General features: G+C 60.4%; 17 protein-coding genes and 1 pseudogene. 10 read left to right on the top strand and 8 right to left on the bottom strand.

What is annotated here, in order from left to right:
- Positions 1-82: 82 nt before the first annotated feature.
- Positions 83-238 (bottom strand): hypothetical protein, encoded by a 156-nt coding sequence (locus AC1DWA_RS32110; protein WP_477917520.1) that lies wholly within the window; start codon positions 236-238, stop codon positions 83-85.
- 74 nt (positions 239-312) lie between these two features.
- On the opposite strand from AC1DWA_RS32110, the gene ligD reads away from it, so the two are divergent.
- The 5 genes from ligD to AC1DWA_RS32085 all read left to right on the top strand — a co-directional run bounded on the left by ligD (position 313) and on the right by AC1DWA_RS32085 (position 3857).
- Complete coding sequence (gene ligD, locus AC1DWA_RS32105) at positions 313-1287, top strand: non-homologous end-joining DNA ligase (RefSeq protein WP_477848196.1); 975 nt, start codon at positions 313-315, stop codon at positions 1285-1287.
- Between the two features lie 248 nt (positions 1288-1535).
- Positions 1536-2138 (top strand): hypothetical protein, encoded by a 603-nt coding sequence (locus AC1DWA_RS32100; RefSeq protein ID WP_477917519.1) that lies wholly within the window; start codon positions 1536-1538, stop codon positions 2136-2138.
- Positions 2139-2210: 72 nt separating this feature from the next.
- Complete coding sequence (locus AC1DWA_RS32095) at positions 2211-2798, top strand: SMI1/KNR4 family protein (protein ID WP_477848194.1); 588 nt, start codon at positions 2211-2213, stop codon at positions 2796-2798.
- A 79-nt stretch (positions 2799-2877) separates the two neighbouring features.
- On the top strand, positions 2878-3573 hold the full coding sequence (locus AC1DWA_RS32090) for a hypothetical protein (protein ID WP_477848192.1): 696 nt from the start codon (positions 2878-2880) through the stop codon (positions 3571-3573).
- Between the two features lie 104 nt (positions 3574-3677).
- Positions 3678-3857, top strand: coding sequence for a hypothetical protein (locus AC1DWA_RS32085; RefSeq protein WP_477848190.1), 180 nt, complete (start codon positions 3678-3680; stop codon positions 3855-3857).
- A 197-nt stretch (positions 3858-4054) separates the two neighbouring features.
- On the opposite strand, the gene AC1DWA_RS32080 is transcribed toward AC1DWA_RS32085, so the two are convergent.
- Positions 4055-4282 carry a hypothetical protein gene (locus AC1DWA_RS32080; RefSeq protein ID WP_477848188.1) on the bottom strand — a complete coding sequence of 76 codons (228 nt, stop codon included), beginning with the start codon at positions 4280-4282 and terminating at the stop codon, positions 4055-4057.
- A 65-nt stretch (positions 4283-4347) separates the two neighbouring features.
- Between AC1DWA_RS32080 and AC1DWA_RS32075 the strand changes: the two genes are divergently transcribed.
- From AC1DWA_RS32075 to AC1DWA_RS32065, 3 genes and pseudogenes are all read left to right on the top strand, one after another.
- The gene (locus AC1DWA_RS32075; RefSeq protein ID WP_477848186.1) at positions 4348-5067 is read left to right on the top strand and encodes an SOS response-associated peptidase; all 720 of its coding nucleotides are present in this window, start codon (positions 4348-4350) and stop codon (positions 5065-5067) included.
- Between the two features lie 97 nt (positions 5068-5164).
- A pseudogene (locus AC1DWA_RS32070) lies at positions 5165-5954 on the top strand (hypothetical protein).
- 144 nt (positions 5955-6098) lie between these two features.
- Positions 6099-6677 (top strand): hypothetical protein, encoded by a 579-nt coding sequence (locus AC1DWA_RS32065; protein ID WP_477848184.1) that lies wholly within the window; start codon positions 6099-6101, stop codon positions 6675-6677.
- Positions 6678-6737: 60 nt separating this feature from the next.
- Here the strand turns inward: AC1DWA_RS32065 and AC1DWA_RS32060 are convergent, their stop codons facing one another.
- Both AC1DWA_RS32060 and AC1DWA_RS32055 read right to left on the bottom strand, forming a co-directional pair.
- Entirely contained in the window at positions 6738-7211 is a 474-nt protein-coding gene (locus tag AC1DWA_RS32060; RefSeq protein ID WP_477848182.1) for a hypothetical protein, read from the bottom strand.
- Between the two features lie 149 nt (positions 7212-7360).
- Positions 7361-8122: a matrixin family metalloprotease gene (locus tag AC1DWA_RS32055; RefSeq protein WP_477848200.1), complete on the bottom strand. Its 762-nt coding sequence runs from the start codon at positions 8120-8122 to the stop codon at positions 7361-7363.
- Between the two features lie 518 nt (positions 8123-8640).
- Here AC1DWA_RS32055 and AC1DWA_RS32050 point away from each other — a divergent pair.
- Entirely contained in the window at positions 8641-8928 is a 288-nt protein-coding gene (locus AC1DWA_RS32050; protein WP_477848180.1) for a hypothetical protein, read from the top strand.
- A 63-nt stretch (positions 8929-8991) separates the two neighbouring features.
- Here AC1DWA_RS32050 and AC1DWA_RS32045 read toward each other — a convergent pair whose 3' ends face one another.
- On the bottom strand, positions 8992-9366 hold the full coding sequence (locus AC1DWA_RS32045) for a hypothetical protein (RefSeq protein WP_477848178.1): 375 nt from the start codon (positions 9364-9366) through the stop codon (positions 8992-8994).
- Between the two features lie 603 nt (positions 9367-9969).
- On the opposite strand from AC1DWA_RS32045, the gene AC1DWA_RS32040 reads away from it, so the two are divergent.
- On the top strand, positions 9970-10110 hold the full coding sequence (locus AC1DWA_RS32040) for a hypothetical protein (protein WP_477848176.1): 141 nt from the start codon (positions 9970-9972) through the stop codon (positions 10108-10110).
- A 277-nt stretch (positions 10111-10387) separates the two neighbouring features.
- Here AC1DWA_RS32040 and AC1DWA_RS32035 read toward each other — a convergent pair whose 3' ends face one another.
- From AC1DWA_RS32035 to AC1DWA_RS32025, 3 genes are all read right to left on the bottom strand, one after another.
- Positions 10388-10921, bottom strand: coding sequence for a hypothetical protein (locus tag AC1DWA_RS32035; RefSeq protein ID WP_477848174.1), 534 nt, complete (start codon positions 10919-10921; stop codon positions 10388-10390).
- Between the two features lie 48 nt (positions 10922-10969).
- Positions 10970-11686 (bottom strand): Imm52 family immunity protein, encoded by a 717-nt coding sequence (locus tag AC1DWA_RS32030; protein ID WP_257207367.1) that lies wholly within the window; start codon positions 11684-11686, stop codon positions 10970-10972.
- Positions 11662-14608, bottom strand: a 2947-nt coding sequence (locus AC1DWA_RS32025; protein ID WP_477917517.1) for a hypothetical protein, incomplete at its 5' end; no start/stop codon positions are given. The genes AC1DWA_RS32025 and AC1DWA_RS32030, both read right to left, overlap by 25 nt.

Genomic DNA, 14608 nt, shown 5'->3' with positions numbered 1-14608 from the left:
CGCGAACAGCATGGACAGCAAGTAGGAATAACTCACCAAAGAAGGCCCGCACGGATTCGGTGCGGGCTTCACTGCTATACCCCTACGCCGGGGCAGGACGCTCCGGCATCTTCATCATGATCAGTTCCGCGCCGTCCTTGTACCGGTACGCCCACCGACCATCCGAAGTCAGCACCGGGCCGGCCCCGGCCCTCGTCCGGGGCCGGGCTCCACCCTTGAACCTCATCCGGTTCTGCACTCTCGCTCATCTCGCTATTGTCTCAACCTCCGAAAACCGGCCGAAACCAGTACAAACCCGCGCACAGTAGAGCAATGAGCGCCGCCACCGGAAAGCCAGTGCCGCCGATGCTCGCCACACTCGGGCATCCACCCACGGGAGAGCGCTGGGCCTTCGAGTCGAAATGGGATGGCCAAAGAGCCATCACCACAACAGGTACCGAGTCGCCCGTGCTCTGGTCGCGCAACGGAAACAACATCAGCGCATCATTCCCCGAGATCGTCGATGCACTCCGCTCTGTGCTCGATCACCGAGAAACCGTCCTCGACGGGGAAATCGTCGCACTCGGACCTGACGGTGTCCCGTCCTTCTCCCTGTTGCAACGCCGCATGCACGTCCTGCGACCCACCGCTCAGCTCCGCAACGAGGCCGTGACCTCGTACTACGTGTTCGACATCCTCGACATCGACGGCACCTCCACCACCGATCTGCCCTACCTCGAGCGCCGCGAAGCGCTCGCCAACCTCAGCCTCGAGCACCCGCGCATCAAAGTCCCGCCGCACTGGCTCAACGTCGACGGCCCGACCATGCTCGAGGTAGCCCGTAAACATCATCTGGAAGGTATAGTCGCCAAGAATATTGCCTCGATCTACCAGCCTGGCAAGCGATCTCGGGATTGGATCAAAACGCCTCTGAGAGCTAATTGTGAGGCCGTAGTGTGCGGCTTCCTCCCCGGATCGGGAGGTGCGGCAGGAGGAGTCGGATCGCTGATCCTCGGCGCCCACGACGATTCGGGGGGCCTCAGATATATCGGAAACGTTGGTACGGGCCTGACGGATCGGCAGCGCCGCGAACTGCGCGACAAGCTCGTCGAGCTCGAACAATCGATCAGCCCGTTCACCGTCGAGCCGCCGAGAGCGGTCACCCGCAATGCTTCCTGGTCAAGACCTGTCCTGGTCTGCGATGTGGAATACAGGGAGTTCACCGGCGGCAGCCTTCGGCATCCATCCTTTCGGGGGCTGCGCAACGACAAAACCGCCGATGAAGTCAACCTGGATTTATTCGACTAGATGCAACATAGCCGCGTCGGTGCGGCTGTCGTTTGCCCAGGAATCTCAACCTACGACAGTCATGGTCGAGTGGCGTCGAGCGCGGCGGATCATCAGGTACTAGATGCATCAATGTTGCAATGGATGCAACTGTTCTCTGCCAGAACTGAATTCCCTCAGGAAATGCCGTTTACGGTGCATCCGACCACTTGGCTTCGTCCTCTGCGTTGTAATGGGTAGGGGCGATAGGGCTTGAGCCGGGAGGCAAGGTGGTGGAATTGCGGATCATCGTTCCTGAGGAACTGATCATGGACGGGGTAGTCGATATTCCGAGTGTGGGCGACCATGTCGAGTACACAATTGCGTTCCGACAAGCGGGGGCAGCGACGCCTCCACGCTTCTGCACCGACGTTGAAGCGCGAGTGGAACAGTTGAACGAGGGCCGATTGTCGCAAGATTGGATCGACTCCTGTGGGCAGAACCACCCGGGGACGTACGCGATGTTGCTCTATGGAGATCGGTGGTGTGCCTATTTCCGGTCGACCACCCCTTACGAGGGTGTTGTGCAGTTGTCGGGGGTATTCGAGGCCGACTGGGCTGGGGTAATCCCTGCCGAAGCGCAAGTCGCTGGAACGGTTGTGGATCGGCAACTGATCACCCGGACCAGCTCGCCTGATACCGATGGCAGACATCGCGTAGGGGTCGACGTTCTCGGACCCGTCAGAGAAGGTCAGAGTGGGTTTAGGTCCGGGTTGGTTCCTGAGATTCCCATCCCTGCGGACCCTCGGGGCTGGAGCAGTGCGATGCTTCCGCCGCGAGATGGCCCCTGGGTCAGGGAAATCGGGATACTCGTCGATCTGACGCTGACGTGATTGCGTGGGGTGCCGGTGGTGAGGAACGCGTCTCAACCTCCTGGCGATCAGCTGGTTCGGTAGCGTGCGTCCATGAATGTTGAAGAGAACTGGCGCAGGCTCCACGATTGGTGTCTGAGGGAAGCTCCGGTTACGGCTGCCGCGATTGATGCGCCGGCGGACACAAGTGTCATCGACTCGGTGGAAGCCGCGACGGGAAGGAAGTGGCCGACTGAGCTTCGGACGTGGTTCGGTTTGCAGAACGGAAACCCCGACGGTGGGCATTCGGCCTTGATATTTCCGGAGTTTCAACCGTTCCCATTGGACCGCGTCCTTTCGGTGTGGGAATCGATGACAGGCCAGTGGGCGGAGACGACGACAGCTGTCGGCGGCATCACTTTGCTTGATCAGCCGGCCGGAACTGTTACCGGCACATACCTGTCTGCGTACATTCCGATAGCCGGCAACATTCGCGGAGATCTGCTGTTCGTCGACACCCGGTCCGGGCAAGCCAGCGGATGTGTACGCGAATTTCTCGGAGACAGTGCTGACCAGGGAACTACCTGGCCATCCGTCGCCGCACTCTTGCAGGATGTCGCTTCGTCGTTGGAGCACGGACAACCGTGCGGCGGTTGGGTTCCGAGTGTGGACGAGGGCTGGTTGAGTTGGGATTTCCCCTAGGTGCCGAGTTTTCGGACATCTGCATCCGGTCGGCGGCGGAATACGATCTTGTAAACACCCGGGGCGAGAGGATCACAACATGTCGGAACGCATCAATTCCGCCTACGTACGGTCCACTCCGCAGTGGGATGCACACGTGCTGCGCAGTGGACAGGTCCTTCGACTGGCCGGCGACGACATCCCGGATCCGAGACTGGCAACGCAACTTGACGCCCTGAACCGTCCTGAACGATCCCGCACCGAACAACTGATTCGTAGCCGCGATCTTCCCGACGATCGAAAGGTCCCTCAGGGGGATACGGAACTTCGCGCGTCATACGACATAGCTCTGCACTTCAAGACCAACTCAGACATCGATCTCCGGTTGAACAGCCTGCGGTTGTTCCGCACCGGGCTGGCTTTTCATGTCGTGGCCCACGAAACAACAGTCGAACAGATGCCATCTCTGAACCAGCCGAGCAACGAACAGATGAATTTCGGATCCCGGATCAAACCCGGTGAACCGCACAGAATTCGACTTATTGTCGACACCATCACCGGGCCTATTCTCGCGAACTCGACCCACCCCGGCGACTACCCCGACGACCCGAACGAGCCGTGGTTGTACAGTGGCCGTTCGTGGCGTGGTATCGCCGAGAACCTGTTCGGCATCACCACCGGCGGCGAATACTTCCTCAGCCCGCCGCCTCAGGGGCCATTGTGGATCACCGTGGCATATCCCGAGTTCGGCCTGGCCCCGACAACGATCGAATTCGAGTTACCGCAATTGCTGTGAAGGAATACTGCACGTTTCGAATACTGCACATCCGCCAGTCGACCTTCCCGGTCGGCACTGAGCATGTTGTTTGAAGATGCGCTATCCGGGAAAGAAATCCAGTTATGAGTACAGCTGAACAGACCTATCATCCGGGACAAAAAGCGCCGGTCAGCGGCTTCTACGAATGCGACTGCGGTGACGCTCGCCGGGTCAGCACCGATGTTGCCGGCCACGTGTTGCCGCCGTTGCCGCAGGGTTGTTCGGGCGGGGTGTGGCGGTTGAAAGAAGCTCGCCCCCAATAGAGGCAGATGACGAAGCCGCCGGCACCGAAATGGTGTCAGCGGCTTCACAGGGTCGGTGCCCGTCTTGCGCCTCTCGGCAAGTGGCCGCTCGAAGCGGCATTTCTGGGGTGGTACCCGGGGCAAAGAACCGAACACCGACAGCCTCTACAACGAGCATCCCCGCAGAGTTATTCCGAGCCGCTGACCAGTGCAACAGGTCATTTTCGGGTGATGATCGTCCGCAACACGAAGCGGAACACCACCGCGATACCGGCTCCGACAGCGACACCTGCCACCACGTCGGCTAGAAGAACCCCGACAGTGACACCGAGAACGGTGGCGGCAGCGACCGCTAATGCAACATCGGCAGATGCCGGCCGAGGACCGTTGATCGCGCTACCCCTTTCCCTGCTTGTGACGTCTTCGCAGAGATCATCACACGACACCTGAGCGTGGAAGTCGGACCCACACTGTTCAATGGGACAGGAACCGGTTAACAGGAGGTCAGGCCATGTGCGGTCGCTACGCCAACCGAAGCTCAGATAAGGAATTGCAGTCGTTCTTCGACACTATGCAGACCGTGGGCGATGAACTGCCCCCGTCGTACAACGTCGCACCCACTCAGCCTGTTCGCGTGATCCTCGAACGAACGCTGCACGAGGACCCTGACCCCGGTCCTCAGCGCCAGCTCAGGACTGCCCAATGGGGCTTGTTGCCGGGTTGGTCAAAAGACCGGAAGATGGCGTCCAAGCTGATCAACGCCCGCAGTGAAAGTGTCACGGAGAAGCCGTCGTTCAGAAATAGTGCTTCCAAACGGCGCGCCATTATCCCGGCCACGGGATATTACGAGTGGATGAAAAGTGAAGCAGGGGCGAAGATTCCCTACTTCCTTCACGGCAAGGACAACATCCTCGCGATGGCCGGACTGTACGAATTGTGGCCCGATCCTGAACTGCCCGAAGATGATCCGAACAGGTGGGTATGGACCTGTACAGTCCTGACTCGGCCAGCCAGCGATGCCACGGGACACATCCACGACAGGTCCCCGCTGATCCTGCCCGAATCGTTCTGGGAACACTGGCTCGATCCGAAACTCACCGACAAAGGTGAAGTCCAGGCCATGATCAACTCCGTGCCGGAGCCGCACCTCGAACCGTACGAAGTCTCGACCGCTGTGAACTCTCCGGGGAACAACGATCCGAGCTTGCTCGAGCCAGTGGCCCGACAGTAGCGATCTAGACCTCTTTCGATACGGTTCTGATCGAACTTGTGTTCGAGTATCCTGGGTGTGCGAGAAGTACGCGCGGATCCAGGAAAGCGGGGCGACGATGAACCAACAGCCCCACTCATCAGCAACAACGGTGCTGACCAAAGCGGAAAAGCTCGAACAGCTACGCCGCAAGATGGCTTCGATTCCTGCCCGCTCGGACGGCACCGAACCCGCTACGCCGTCGGTGATGCTCAAAGCCGTCGGCGAAAAAGAGCCGACTCCGATCGTGGCCACGGCGCAATCAACCCTCAGGATGCTTCCCGTTCCGGACCCGATCGGTGATCTTCTCCCACGCGGCGGTTTGGCCAGAGGAACCGTCGTCAGCGTCGACGGCGCAGCATCGGTCCTCATTGGACTACTCGCCACCGTCACCGCTGGTGGAGGACACGTCGCCGTGATCGGAATGCCCGGCCTCGGACTTCTCGCCTTCCACGAGCACAAAGGTCGCCCTCGTGTCCCAACCAAAGGACGCCGAAATCGACTGCGCCGCAATTCTGCTGGAGGGTTTCGACGTCGTTGTCCTGGGCCTCGCCGGTGGCTCTGTGACGCCCTCACGGGGAAGAGCGGTCGCTGCACGTGCGAGGAGTAAGGGATCGCTGCTCATAGTCACTGAGGGGCAATGGGACGGTCCGGATCTGCGGATCTCGTCTCGCGTCTCCGGGTATTCGGGATTATCAGCGGGGAGAGGGCGAGTGACCGGCGTTCAGCTCGACGTCGCGGCCGCCGGCAAGGGATTCCAGCAACGCACCGGACGCATGGAGATCCGCGACGAGAGCGGACAACTTCGCTGGGCCGCCGTCGACGACAACAGCCTCGCCGCGACACCGCCATTGAGGGCTGCACAGTGATCAACACCGACCACTGGACCGAACGCTGGCCCGATCACCCCGTGATCAGGACATTTGACCCACCGAGGGCAGTGAAAATCGACATCTTGTAGACCAGGTTTGAACGTGTCCAGTGTCCAGTAGCTGGTCGGCATAGTGTTAGGTATGCGGCGATCTCGTACAGGGCTCATATCGGCAGTTTTGGTCGCCCTTCTGGCAGTGGTCGGGGTGATCGCCTTCCGCGTCCTCGACGATCGACGCGCCCCCGCAGCGTTGCCATCGGGAGTGGCGGTCGATCACGCGACATGTTTGGCGCCGGAAGTGCTCGCGGCCGCGATCCCTGTGCCGGTCCAGCCCCCGGAGTCGTTACCGGACCCTCTACCTCCTGCGGGCACGGTTCCTGACAACTTCGAGCCGACATCCGCAGTTGTGTGCCAATTCCTCGAATACACAGAGGATTCGAGCGAGGCAGTCCTTCTACAGACAACCAGGAGGGGAGACATGACGCATGTAGTCGCGCAGTTGAATCGAGAGTCGCTCAAATCGCCGTGGTTCGGTGAGTGCCCCACGGCCTCAAGCATTCCCACACCGGTGGTGTGGTTGGTTGACGCCACAGGAAACGCTGTCAGGGTTGCTTTTCCCGTCGATGGAACATGTCGACTACCACTCCCGGAGGCGTACGAGGCAGTGATGAATCTCGCGGTGTACGACGATCAGATCTACCGTCTTCCGCTCAAATTGTGACGCCGGAGGGTTGCATGCCTGATAGCTGGCTTGCAACCCTCCGACCTGGGGATGTGAAATCTATTCCGTGGTGAACGGGTCGACCGGATCGGCGATCGCGTCACGCATGACGGTCACTGCTTCGGGTTCGTTCGCTGTTCCACCTCGTTGCTGTGGAGCTTCTTCGATGGCCTTGGCCTCGTCGACGGGAATCTCTTGCTGGCCCGCGAATGCGATGACGGTGTAGAAGTTTACAGCCGGGTCGAACACGAGTGAGAGCACGTATGCAGATCCGACGTCCAGCAGGGGAACATCGTCGAGGATCGTCAGGGTGTTGGTGTCCTCGGAGATTCCACCAGTCTGCGAAACGATAATCTCCTCGCCTACATCACCTTTCAGAACAGAATTGACGTGAATTTTGTGTTGGGTTTCGGGGATGGCACCCATCCTGGACGTGGAGACCAACTTTTCGGTGACTGTTCCCACGACGACGGTATCGGCTTGAAATGCCACCATCTGCGGGTTGGACACGTCGTACGGGAATAGGCCGTCCACCGTGTCGACTTGATAGGGCGCCGTAACGGCTGGAGCAGTTTGTCCAACCGCAGAGCTCGAAGGCGGCGGACTTGAACACGCTACAGAGAATGCAGTGACCGTGGCGAAGGCGAATATGGCCGTGGCGGGTTTCAAGATGTGACGTCTTGTCATGGGAAACTCCACATCTGCTTGAGAGCGGTTTTGTCGACGATGTTCAGCTGAGTGACATCGCTGCTGACCGGGTCCATTACGGCCGTTTTGCAACTATGTCCCATTCCCAAAGCATGCCCGAATTCGTGAGTGACGACATTGTTGCGTCGAGACGTGGTGTTGAATACGCCGTCCCCGTCCAGGTAAGCGTCATTGAACACAATGGTCTTTTGGCCCTTGCTGTAAACACCGACGTTTCCGCCAGGGACGTTGACATCGCTGATCGTCACATTAGCGAGATTCGGATCCGAGGACGGGTTGACTTGCACCAGTCCTTGTCCGTTCCACTGGGAGCGCATGGATGCGACAGCACTGGTGTACTTCGTTGTTCCCTTGTACGTCAGCGTTTTCCGTGCACTACTGGCGGACTCGTTGCCAGGATTGATGAACGAATCGTCCGCGCCCGAGGTGAGGTATTTGTTTCCGTTGAGGAAGGTTTGCCCTAAGCCGCCGTATACGGTGTTCGCGGTCGTGTCCGACGCGCATTGGTAGGGATCCGTGGTTGGGAATCCGTAAGGTCCGGTTTCCCATCCGCTAGCGCCCCACTGTGCCCGAAGATCGCCCTTCGTTACATACGCGGCCAAGGCGCCGTTTTGGTAAGTGATCGCTCCACCCTGGAAGTTGTTGTAGCGGCCACCGACAGCTGCCTCTTCCGAGGTGACCGGGTATCCGAGGTCTCCCTTTTCATATCCAACGGCCGGTGCAAGGTATTTGGCCAGGATGAGCCCTCCGACTTGACGGCCACGTCCGGGATCGACCGCCGCGGTCCAGAAAATTCGATTTGAGTAACCGAATTCCTGCCACCGCCCTTCGCCCGACCAGCCGGCGAGCAGTTCATCGCTGGTCGGTTCCCCAATTCTGGACGATCCGTTGGGGTTGAGGAAACGGATAAATTCCTGCTCGATCGAACCGAAAATCCAATGCCCATTTCGGTACTGATCCGCGTGTGCAACACCGGGTGCTGCCAGCAGGGTTGCGACGATGGCCGAAAGATGACGAATGGTGTCATCAAACGCGAGCGGGCGCGCGGCCAGCGGTGAATCTTCAATGGAATGTCCTTCCGCGTGAATGGAACATTGCTTCGAAAACCAAACCGTTTGGTGTGCTAAACCTAAATCAGTGATTTGGAATCGAATCGAAATGCTTCATTGCGAAGGGATAACGATTTGACGGCTAAGGTTTTGTTCCAAAATCGTCTATCGGCGCGTTGCCCGCCCGTTCTGCTTTTGTGGTCTTGATGAGCCACTGGTCATTGTCCAGTAGTGCACAAGACATCGGCCGCGCCCTCCCGCTCGGACGCGGGGGAGCATCACGCGCCGATCACGTGAGCATGCGCGTCAAAACATCCGCGCTCTACATGTCCGGATACCTCGACGGCATTCTCAAATTCTGGGCGAGAATGCACGACGGGCAATGGCTGGCAGGGGTGACCGTGTACGTCACCGATGCGGGCGGAACCAACCTCGTCGAAATCGACATGCTCGTGACAGCCGACGCCATCACCGAAGTGCCGGCCACCTCCTGAGCGAACCAAAAGGGCCGGTGAGCAATGCACTCACCGGCCCCACGCGTACAAACTCGACCTATGTCACCAGTTCTGGAGGATGTAGATGTTGTTGTTCCAGATCGCAGGATCGGTGAGCGAGAAGGAGATTTCACCGCGGTGGGACGCTGTTTCCTCGACCAACTGATCGATGCTGGCGTAGACGTACTGGCCGTCACCCTTGTAGATCGAGCCTTCGCCGAGGGCGATGCTCCAGTAGTCGTTCGGAACAACCTCGAGGAAATCCGCGGCATTGGTGTCGGCAATGAATTGAGTTTCGTTCGGATCGAATCGAATGCCGACATACCCGTTGCCGGAGTACGGGGTTGCGGCAGAAGCGGCACCCGCACCGAGGAGAGCGACAGCACCGGCTGCGACCGGGACCAACAGCGCAGCTACAGCTATACGTGAACGGGACATCGAAACCTCCTGTGACGCGAAGGCTGCATCGACCGCAACCAACTTGATGTAACTGACGGTATCGCAAAAGCCGGTAACCGAACATTTGCCGCAACATGACGTCGGTCACATCAGCGGTAGCGGAAAGCCCCGCAATCTGGCCATTCATACTTTATGACTAGGTGAAACAAGACTTTTCGCCCTTAAGTGCGGATGCGGAAACGGTCCGTTTGCCGCTTTCAGTTCCATATGAGTAAATGCCTGGCACTCAACCCGGTCGGTCGGATCACCTACTGCATCCGCCTGCCCGGCGGCCCGGCCACCTGCGGTGTCCCCCGAAGAGAACTCCGCTTCGCTCCGTTCCGGAAAAGCGTTTTATTTGTTTTCCCTTCTGGCCTTCCGATTTTGACCGGCGGTGACCTGCGCGCAACCGCTGACTCCGCTTCGCTCCGGCCTTCGGCGCGAAAGACTTTTTCAACCCGCACTCGCAAGCTCGCAGAAAAACTCTTCCGCTCACCAATTGCACTCCGGCCCCCTAATGCCGGTCCAACTCTCCTATGCCAGAAGGGCAAAAAAATTGGCGGGGCACGGGATTGGTCCCCAGCCACGAACGAAAGGTCACCGATGAGCGAGGACTACGACTACACCGAGGGCGACGACTACAGCGCGGCAACCATCCGTTACGCCGGACTGACTTGCGGGTGCGGTGACTACTCCTGCCCTCGCATGCACGACGACGCCGCGCAGTGCGTCAACGCCGAGTAACGACAACCACCCATTAACCTCGAGCAAAGGAAAAACGATGAGCAACGAGACGAACTGCGATTGCGGCCAAACCTCCTGCCCTGCAATGGCAGACGGCACGCAGATGTGCAGCTACCCGGACCCCGGCGACTACGCCTGCACCGCGCAAAGAGCTGGCGACGAGGACTGCATCTGCGGTTGAGCGACGACCCGCCACCCACCACCACCACAAAGGAGCCCCACATGAGCACCGAAACCGACACCCTCGCACCCGCGCTCGGGATGCGGAGCTCACACCTCAGTAGAGCACGGCCGTGTGAGCGTCCCAGATATCGGCCATGCCCTGGACGAGTTTCAATGACAGTGAGGTCAGAGATTCATCAGCGAAGCCCCCCGGGTACGGCCAGATGAAGGTGCTCAGTAAGGAACCAGCTCCTGCCATACCCCCGAAATTGATGAGAATTTCGATGTTTCCGTCGTCGGTGAACAACCTGAGTTGATGCCCGAATGAGAGTGGGTAGATCCCGCCTGCGGCATCAGGAGACTTTCTGCTCTCGATCATTGCGGCTTCGAGGGAGGTCGCTGTCTGAGGGGTGATGACCTGACCACCATTCAAGGCCAAAGCCTGCTCGACCGCGACGCCGTCGGGAAGGTCATTCCTCACGGAGCGATACATGTCGACGTCAAAGACCGGATCAAACTTTCGAAGGAACTGCAGTGACCGCGCTGCCAGCGCTGCGGTGACCGATTCGGCTTCCGGCGGTCCCTTCCGCGCGATGACTTTGACGGTCAACCCGGACGTCGGATCGAGGCGTAGAGATGAGACTGACAACGTCACTCCTACTCGAAGACGATCGGCCAATCCGAACAGGCTCTGGCGCTACACCGGATACCCGAACGCTGCGCGTACTGCCACGATGTCGGCGGCAGCGACCTCCATTGGCTTGTCTCCCAGCCGGATCAACGTGCCAGTGGGCAGTTCCTCTACCACCGCAGATTGGGGCAGCATGCTGCGATCGAGTGTGATTCCGGAATGGAAGTACGTCTCCCATCCCACCTCGACCTCGCCTTTCGACCGATTCTGAAGTTTCCTGTAGTCGCCGATGCTCCATCGAGCCCGATCCGGTTCCCAATGTTCGACGATCACTTTCATGATCGCGTCTCCGATGCCTGGGTCGAGCAACCGTCGCAGTTCGGAGGGAACATCCTTTTCCGTCGGCAACGCCACCTGAACACTGTTGGGTGCACTGGTTTCCACGCCGCCGACCCAGGCGATGATCGCCCGCGCGGTTCCGTCTTCCGGCGACAAACTGATGCTGTAGCCCGGCCCCGGGGTATCCGAGTATCCCATCTCCCCGGAGCGGGAGTGCTCGAAGATTCGCACCAACCCGTCCACACTGAGATCCGCAGTACCTCGACTTCGCTGCTTCGTATTCACCCACGGCAATGCCCAATCCGGGTCGATCGCTTCCAGGTCGTCGAGGAAGGCCCGCATCGTCTGCGCCACCTCCTGACTCGTCTGCACCCGCGTGCCCCAATATCCGATCACTGTCGGCCATCGCCCGACTATGCTCATCGCCCCGTCCTTTCCAGCCATTGCGTAATAGTCTCCACCGTCACACCGACGACATCTGCTTGCTCGAAACCTTCCCTGGCGAGTTCAGCGTATTGCTCGTTGAGCATCACCCACACGAGCTCCGCGTCCATGCCAGCTTGTGCGAGGGCAGCAAGCTGCGCCCGTGCCGTATCAGGCCACTTCACTCGCCAGGTATCAGCGAACCACCCTGTGAGGCGAGGTTCACCGTTCCGGTCGAAGATGAACTCGTAGATGTGTTTCGCGTCGACGATGACGTTCATGTCCGGGAACCACCCGTCGAATTTGAGCGCGCCGTTCTTCGCGGCATCGAGCGGCAAGATGAAGGCGAACTTGCCGTCCAACAACGTGACGAGTTCCTGAAACACCCGATACGGCTTCAACTTCAGAGCGGCGTCGTATCGGTCACCTTCCTTCGCTTCACCCCACACACCGACATCGGTGCTATCCCGATCACCGATGATCCTGGACTGCAGCGTACGCAGATCCAACGGGCCGACTCCTTCGACCTCCACGATGTCCGGCGGTGTTTCCCCGGGTGCGAGTTGCGGTGGTTTTTCTCGTGCGAACGGCATCCACCACAACGGATCCTGTTCAACCCCTGGYCCYTCCGGGCTGTCAGGCTGTGTGGGAGGCATCGTGACCGCGGGTCGCTGCGTCGGATCCTCGATGACGCCRGGGCTGGGAATGGTGCTCGGATCGGTGGCGAAGGGGTCGAATTCCGGTRGKCCGGGTTGCTGYGGAGCGCCGGGAGCRTCCGGATTCACCGGCACCTGSCCGACATCGGGCAGAGTCGGCTCACTCGGTTCCTCGACGTGACCTGGCGAGGGAACATTCGGGGTAGAAATTCCTGGTGTCAGGTTCGGCCCTGGATCACCGATCTCCCCCGGCGTGGATGGTTCCCACTGGCCGCGGTCGGGATCGCCGGGCGAAGCGGGTTGCGAGGGTTCCGGAATCGTGGGATCCGGGCGTGCAGGTTCATTCACGGAAGGGATCGTGGGTTGGTCATGTTCGGCAGGTGGAACGGTGCCGTCGATGACGGGTATGCCGCGCGGTGGCAGTGTGCCCGGCCGGGGAACACTCTGCGCCGGAACGGACGGTGCGCTGGTCGGGGGCCGGGTGGGTGTTGTCCGGTTCGAGACGATCAGGTCTTCGGCCCGGACTGCGCCAGCAATCAGACGCCCCCCACGCAATGGTGGGAGAACGAAGCTCATGATCTCGTCGGTGTATGGCTGATCGTAAGCGACACCGGGGTCCAGATGCTGCGCGTCGCCTATCCGAACTGGTTCGCCGGTGCTCCAGTCGTACAGGGACAGTTCCGAGTTGGAATGGTCGAAAACCTGGTAGGGGCGTCCCTGCTCGTCGTAGGTGACCTGCAGGTCGTGTACTTCTCCCTGCGCGTCGGTGTACGTCCAACTCCACACGTTCGGCACCTTCGAGGGTGTGCCGGACCAGTTGGTTCCGTTTTCGTCCGTGAAGGAGGTGTCAGTGACGACAGGTTCGGTGGTGTAGTCCTGCCTGCCGATGTTCGAAGTGATCGGCTCCTGGGTTTGATCGGCGAGTATTGCGTCGCCGACGGGGTTTCCGGTTCCTGTTTCGGTGATCGGTGGTTCGGAGACCTCGGAGTTAGGGTCACCGGACATGAGCTGGCCGAGGTCTGAATCCGCTGGGTCCGCGGGTTCTGTGGTGTAGTCGTGCCCGCCGATGTTCGAAGTGATCGGCTCCTGGGTTTGATCGGCGAGTATCGCGTCGCCGACAGGGTTTCCGGTTCCTGTGTCGGTGATCGGTGGTTCGGAGAYCTCGTGGTTGGGGTCACCGACCATGAGCTGGCCGAGGTCTGAATCCGCCGACTCCGGGGGGTTGGCGGCGAGGACGTTTTGTGCGTCCCGGCGTGCTTGTTCGCCCTCCGGGGTCATCGGGCCGATGAAGTTCGCCTGCGCTTCGAGCGCAGCACGTTCTTCCGGTGTCAGCTCCGGGTCGGCGAGGATCGGGTAGAGCAGGATCTCGATACCGGCGGTGTCGACGACCTGGACGAGTTGCCCGTCCCGGATCTCGTAATGCGTCGGAACAGGAGTGCCGTTGGCGTCGTACGCCCACGGGGCATCGATTGTCGAGACCGGATTTCCGTCGGCGTCGAAGACGGTGACCGTGCCATCGGGGTTGACACTCATGTGACCGCCGGGCGGCACCGTCACCGGGATCACGGATTCGTGCGACGACGTTTCGTCGTGGATCAGGAAGAAGAACCGGCTTCCGCCGGTGATCGGATCGAACACCCGCAACGCGGACTGACCACCGCGCGCATACGCCACCAACGGCGATGTGATCGTTCCGACGACCTGGGAGAGCACTGATTCAGGTGTGCGGGGGCTGAAAGGTCCCGGCCGCCCGCGCACTCCGATACCCGCAGCGGTGAACGCCGCAGCGCCGATCAGGGTGAGTTCGAGATACCGGTCACGATCTTCGCCCTCCCCGGATGTAGCGACATCTGCTGCCGGGTCCGGAACCGGCTGGGCCGGTGCGGTATTCGAATCCGAATCCGTGGGGATCGGCCCGGGGCCGCGATCTGTCGTCGCCGTGGGTGCGGTCGACCCGGCAGGCTGCGGAATAGTCGGGGCAGGCCCGTCGGCGGTCGACGGAACAGGAACTCCTGCCGGGTTCTGCACACCCGGCTGTGTTGGTGCGCCGGGCGTTCCGGGCTGTCCTGGTTGCGCGGCGCCGGGGACGGGGACGATGGGGGTGCCGTTGTAGGTGGGGAAGTTCGTCGGAGCATTCGCGCCGACGTTCGGGCCACCGCCTGGAGCCTGCGCGCCGGGGAGCCCGACCGTGGTCGTCGGCGCAGCTGTCGCCGTCGTGGACGGCGCACTCAGGCACGGGTTGATGATCTCTGGCGGGATGGGCGCACCGGGTGGCAGCGACGCAATT

The sequence above is a fragment of the Rhodococcus sp. P4_F3_2 genome (assembly GCF_056401335.1).
The sequence above is the reverse complement of the archived record's forward strand: the minus strand, read 5'-3'. Positions and strand labels throughout refer to the sequence as shown.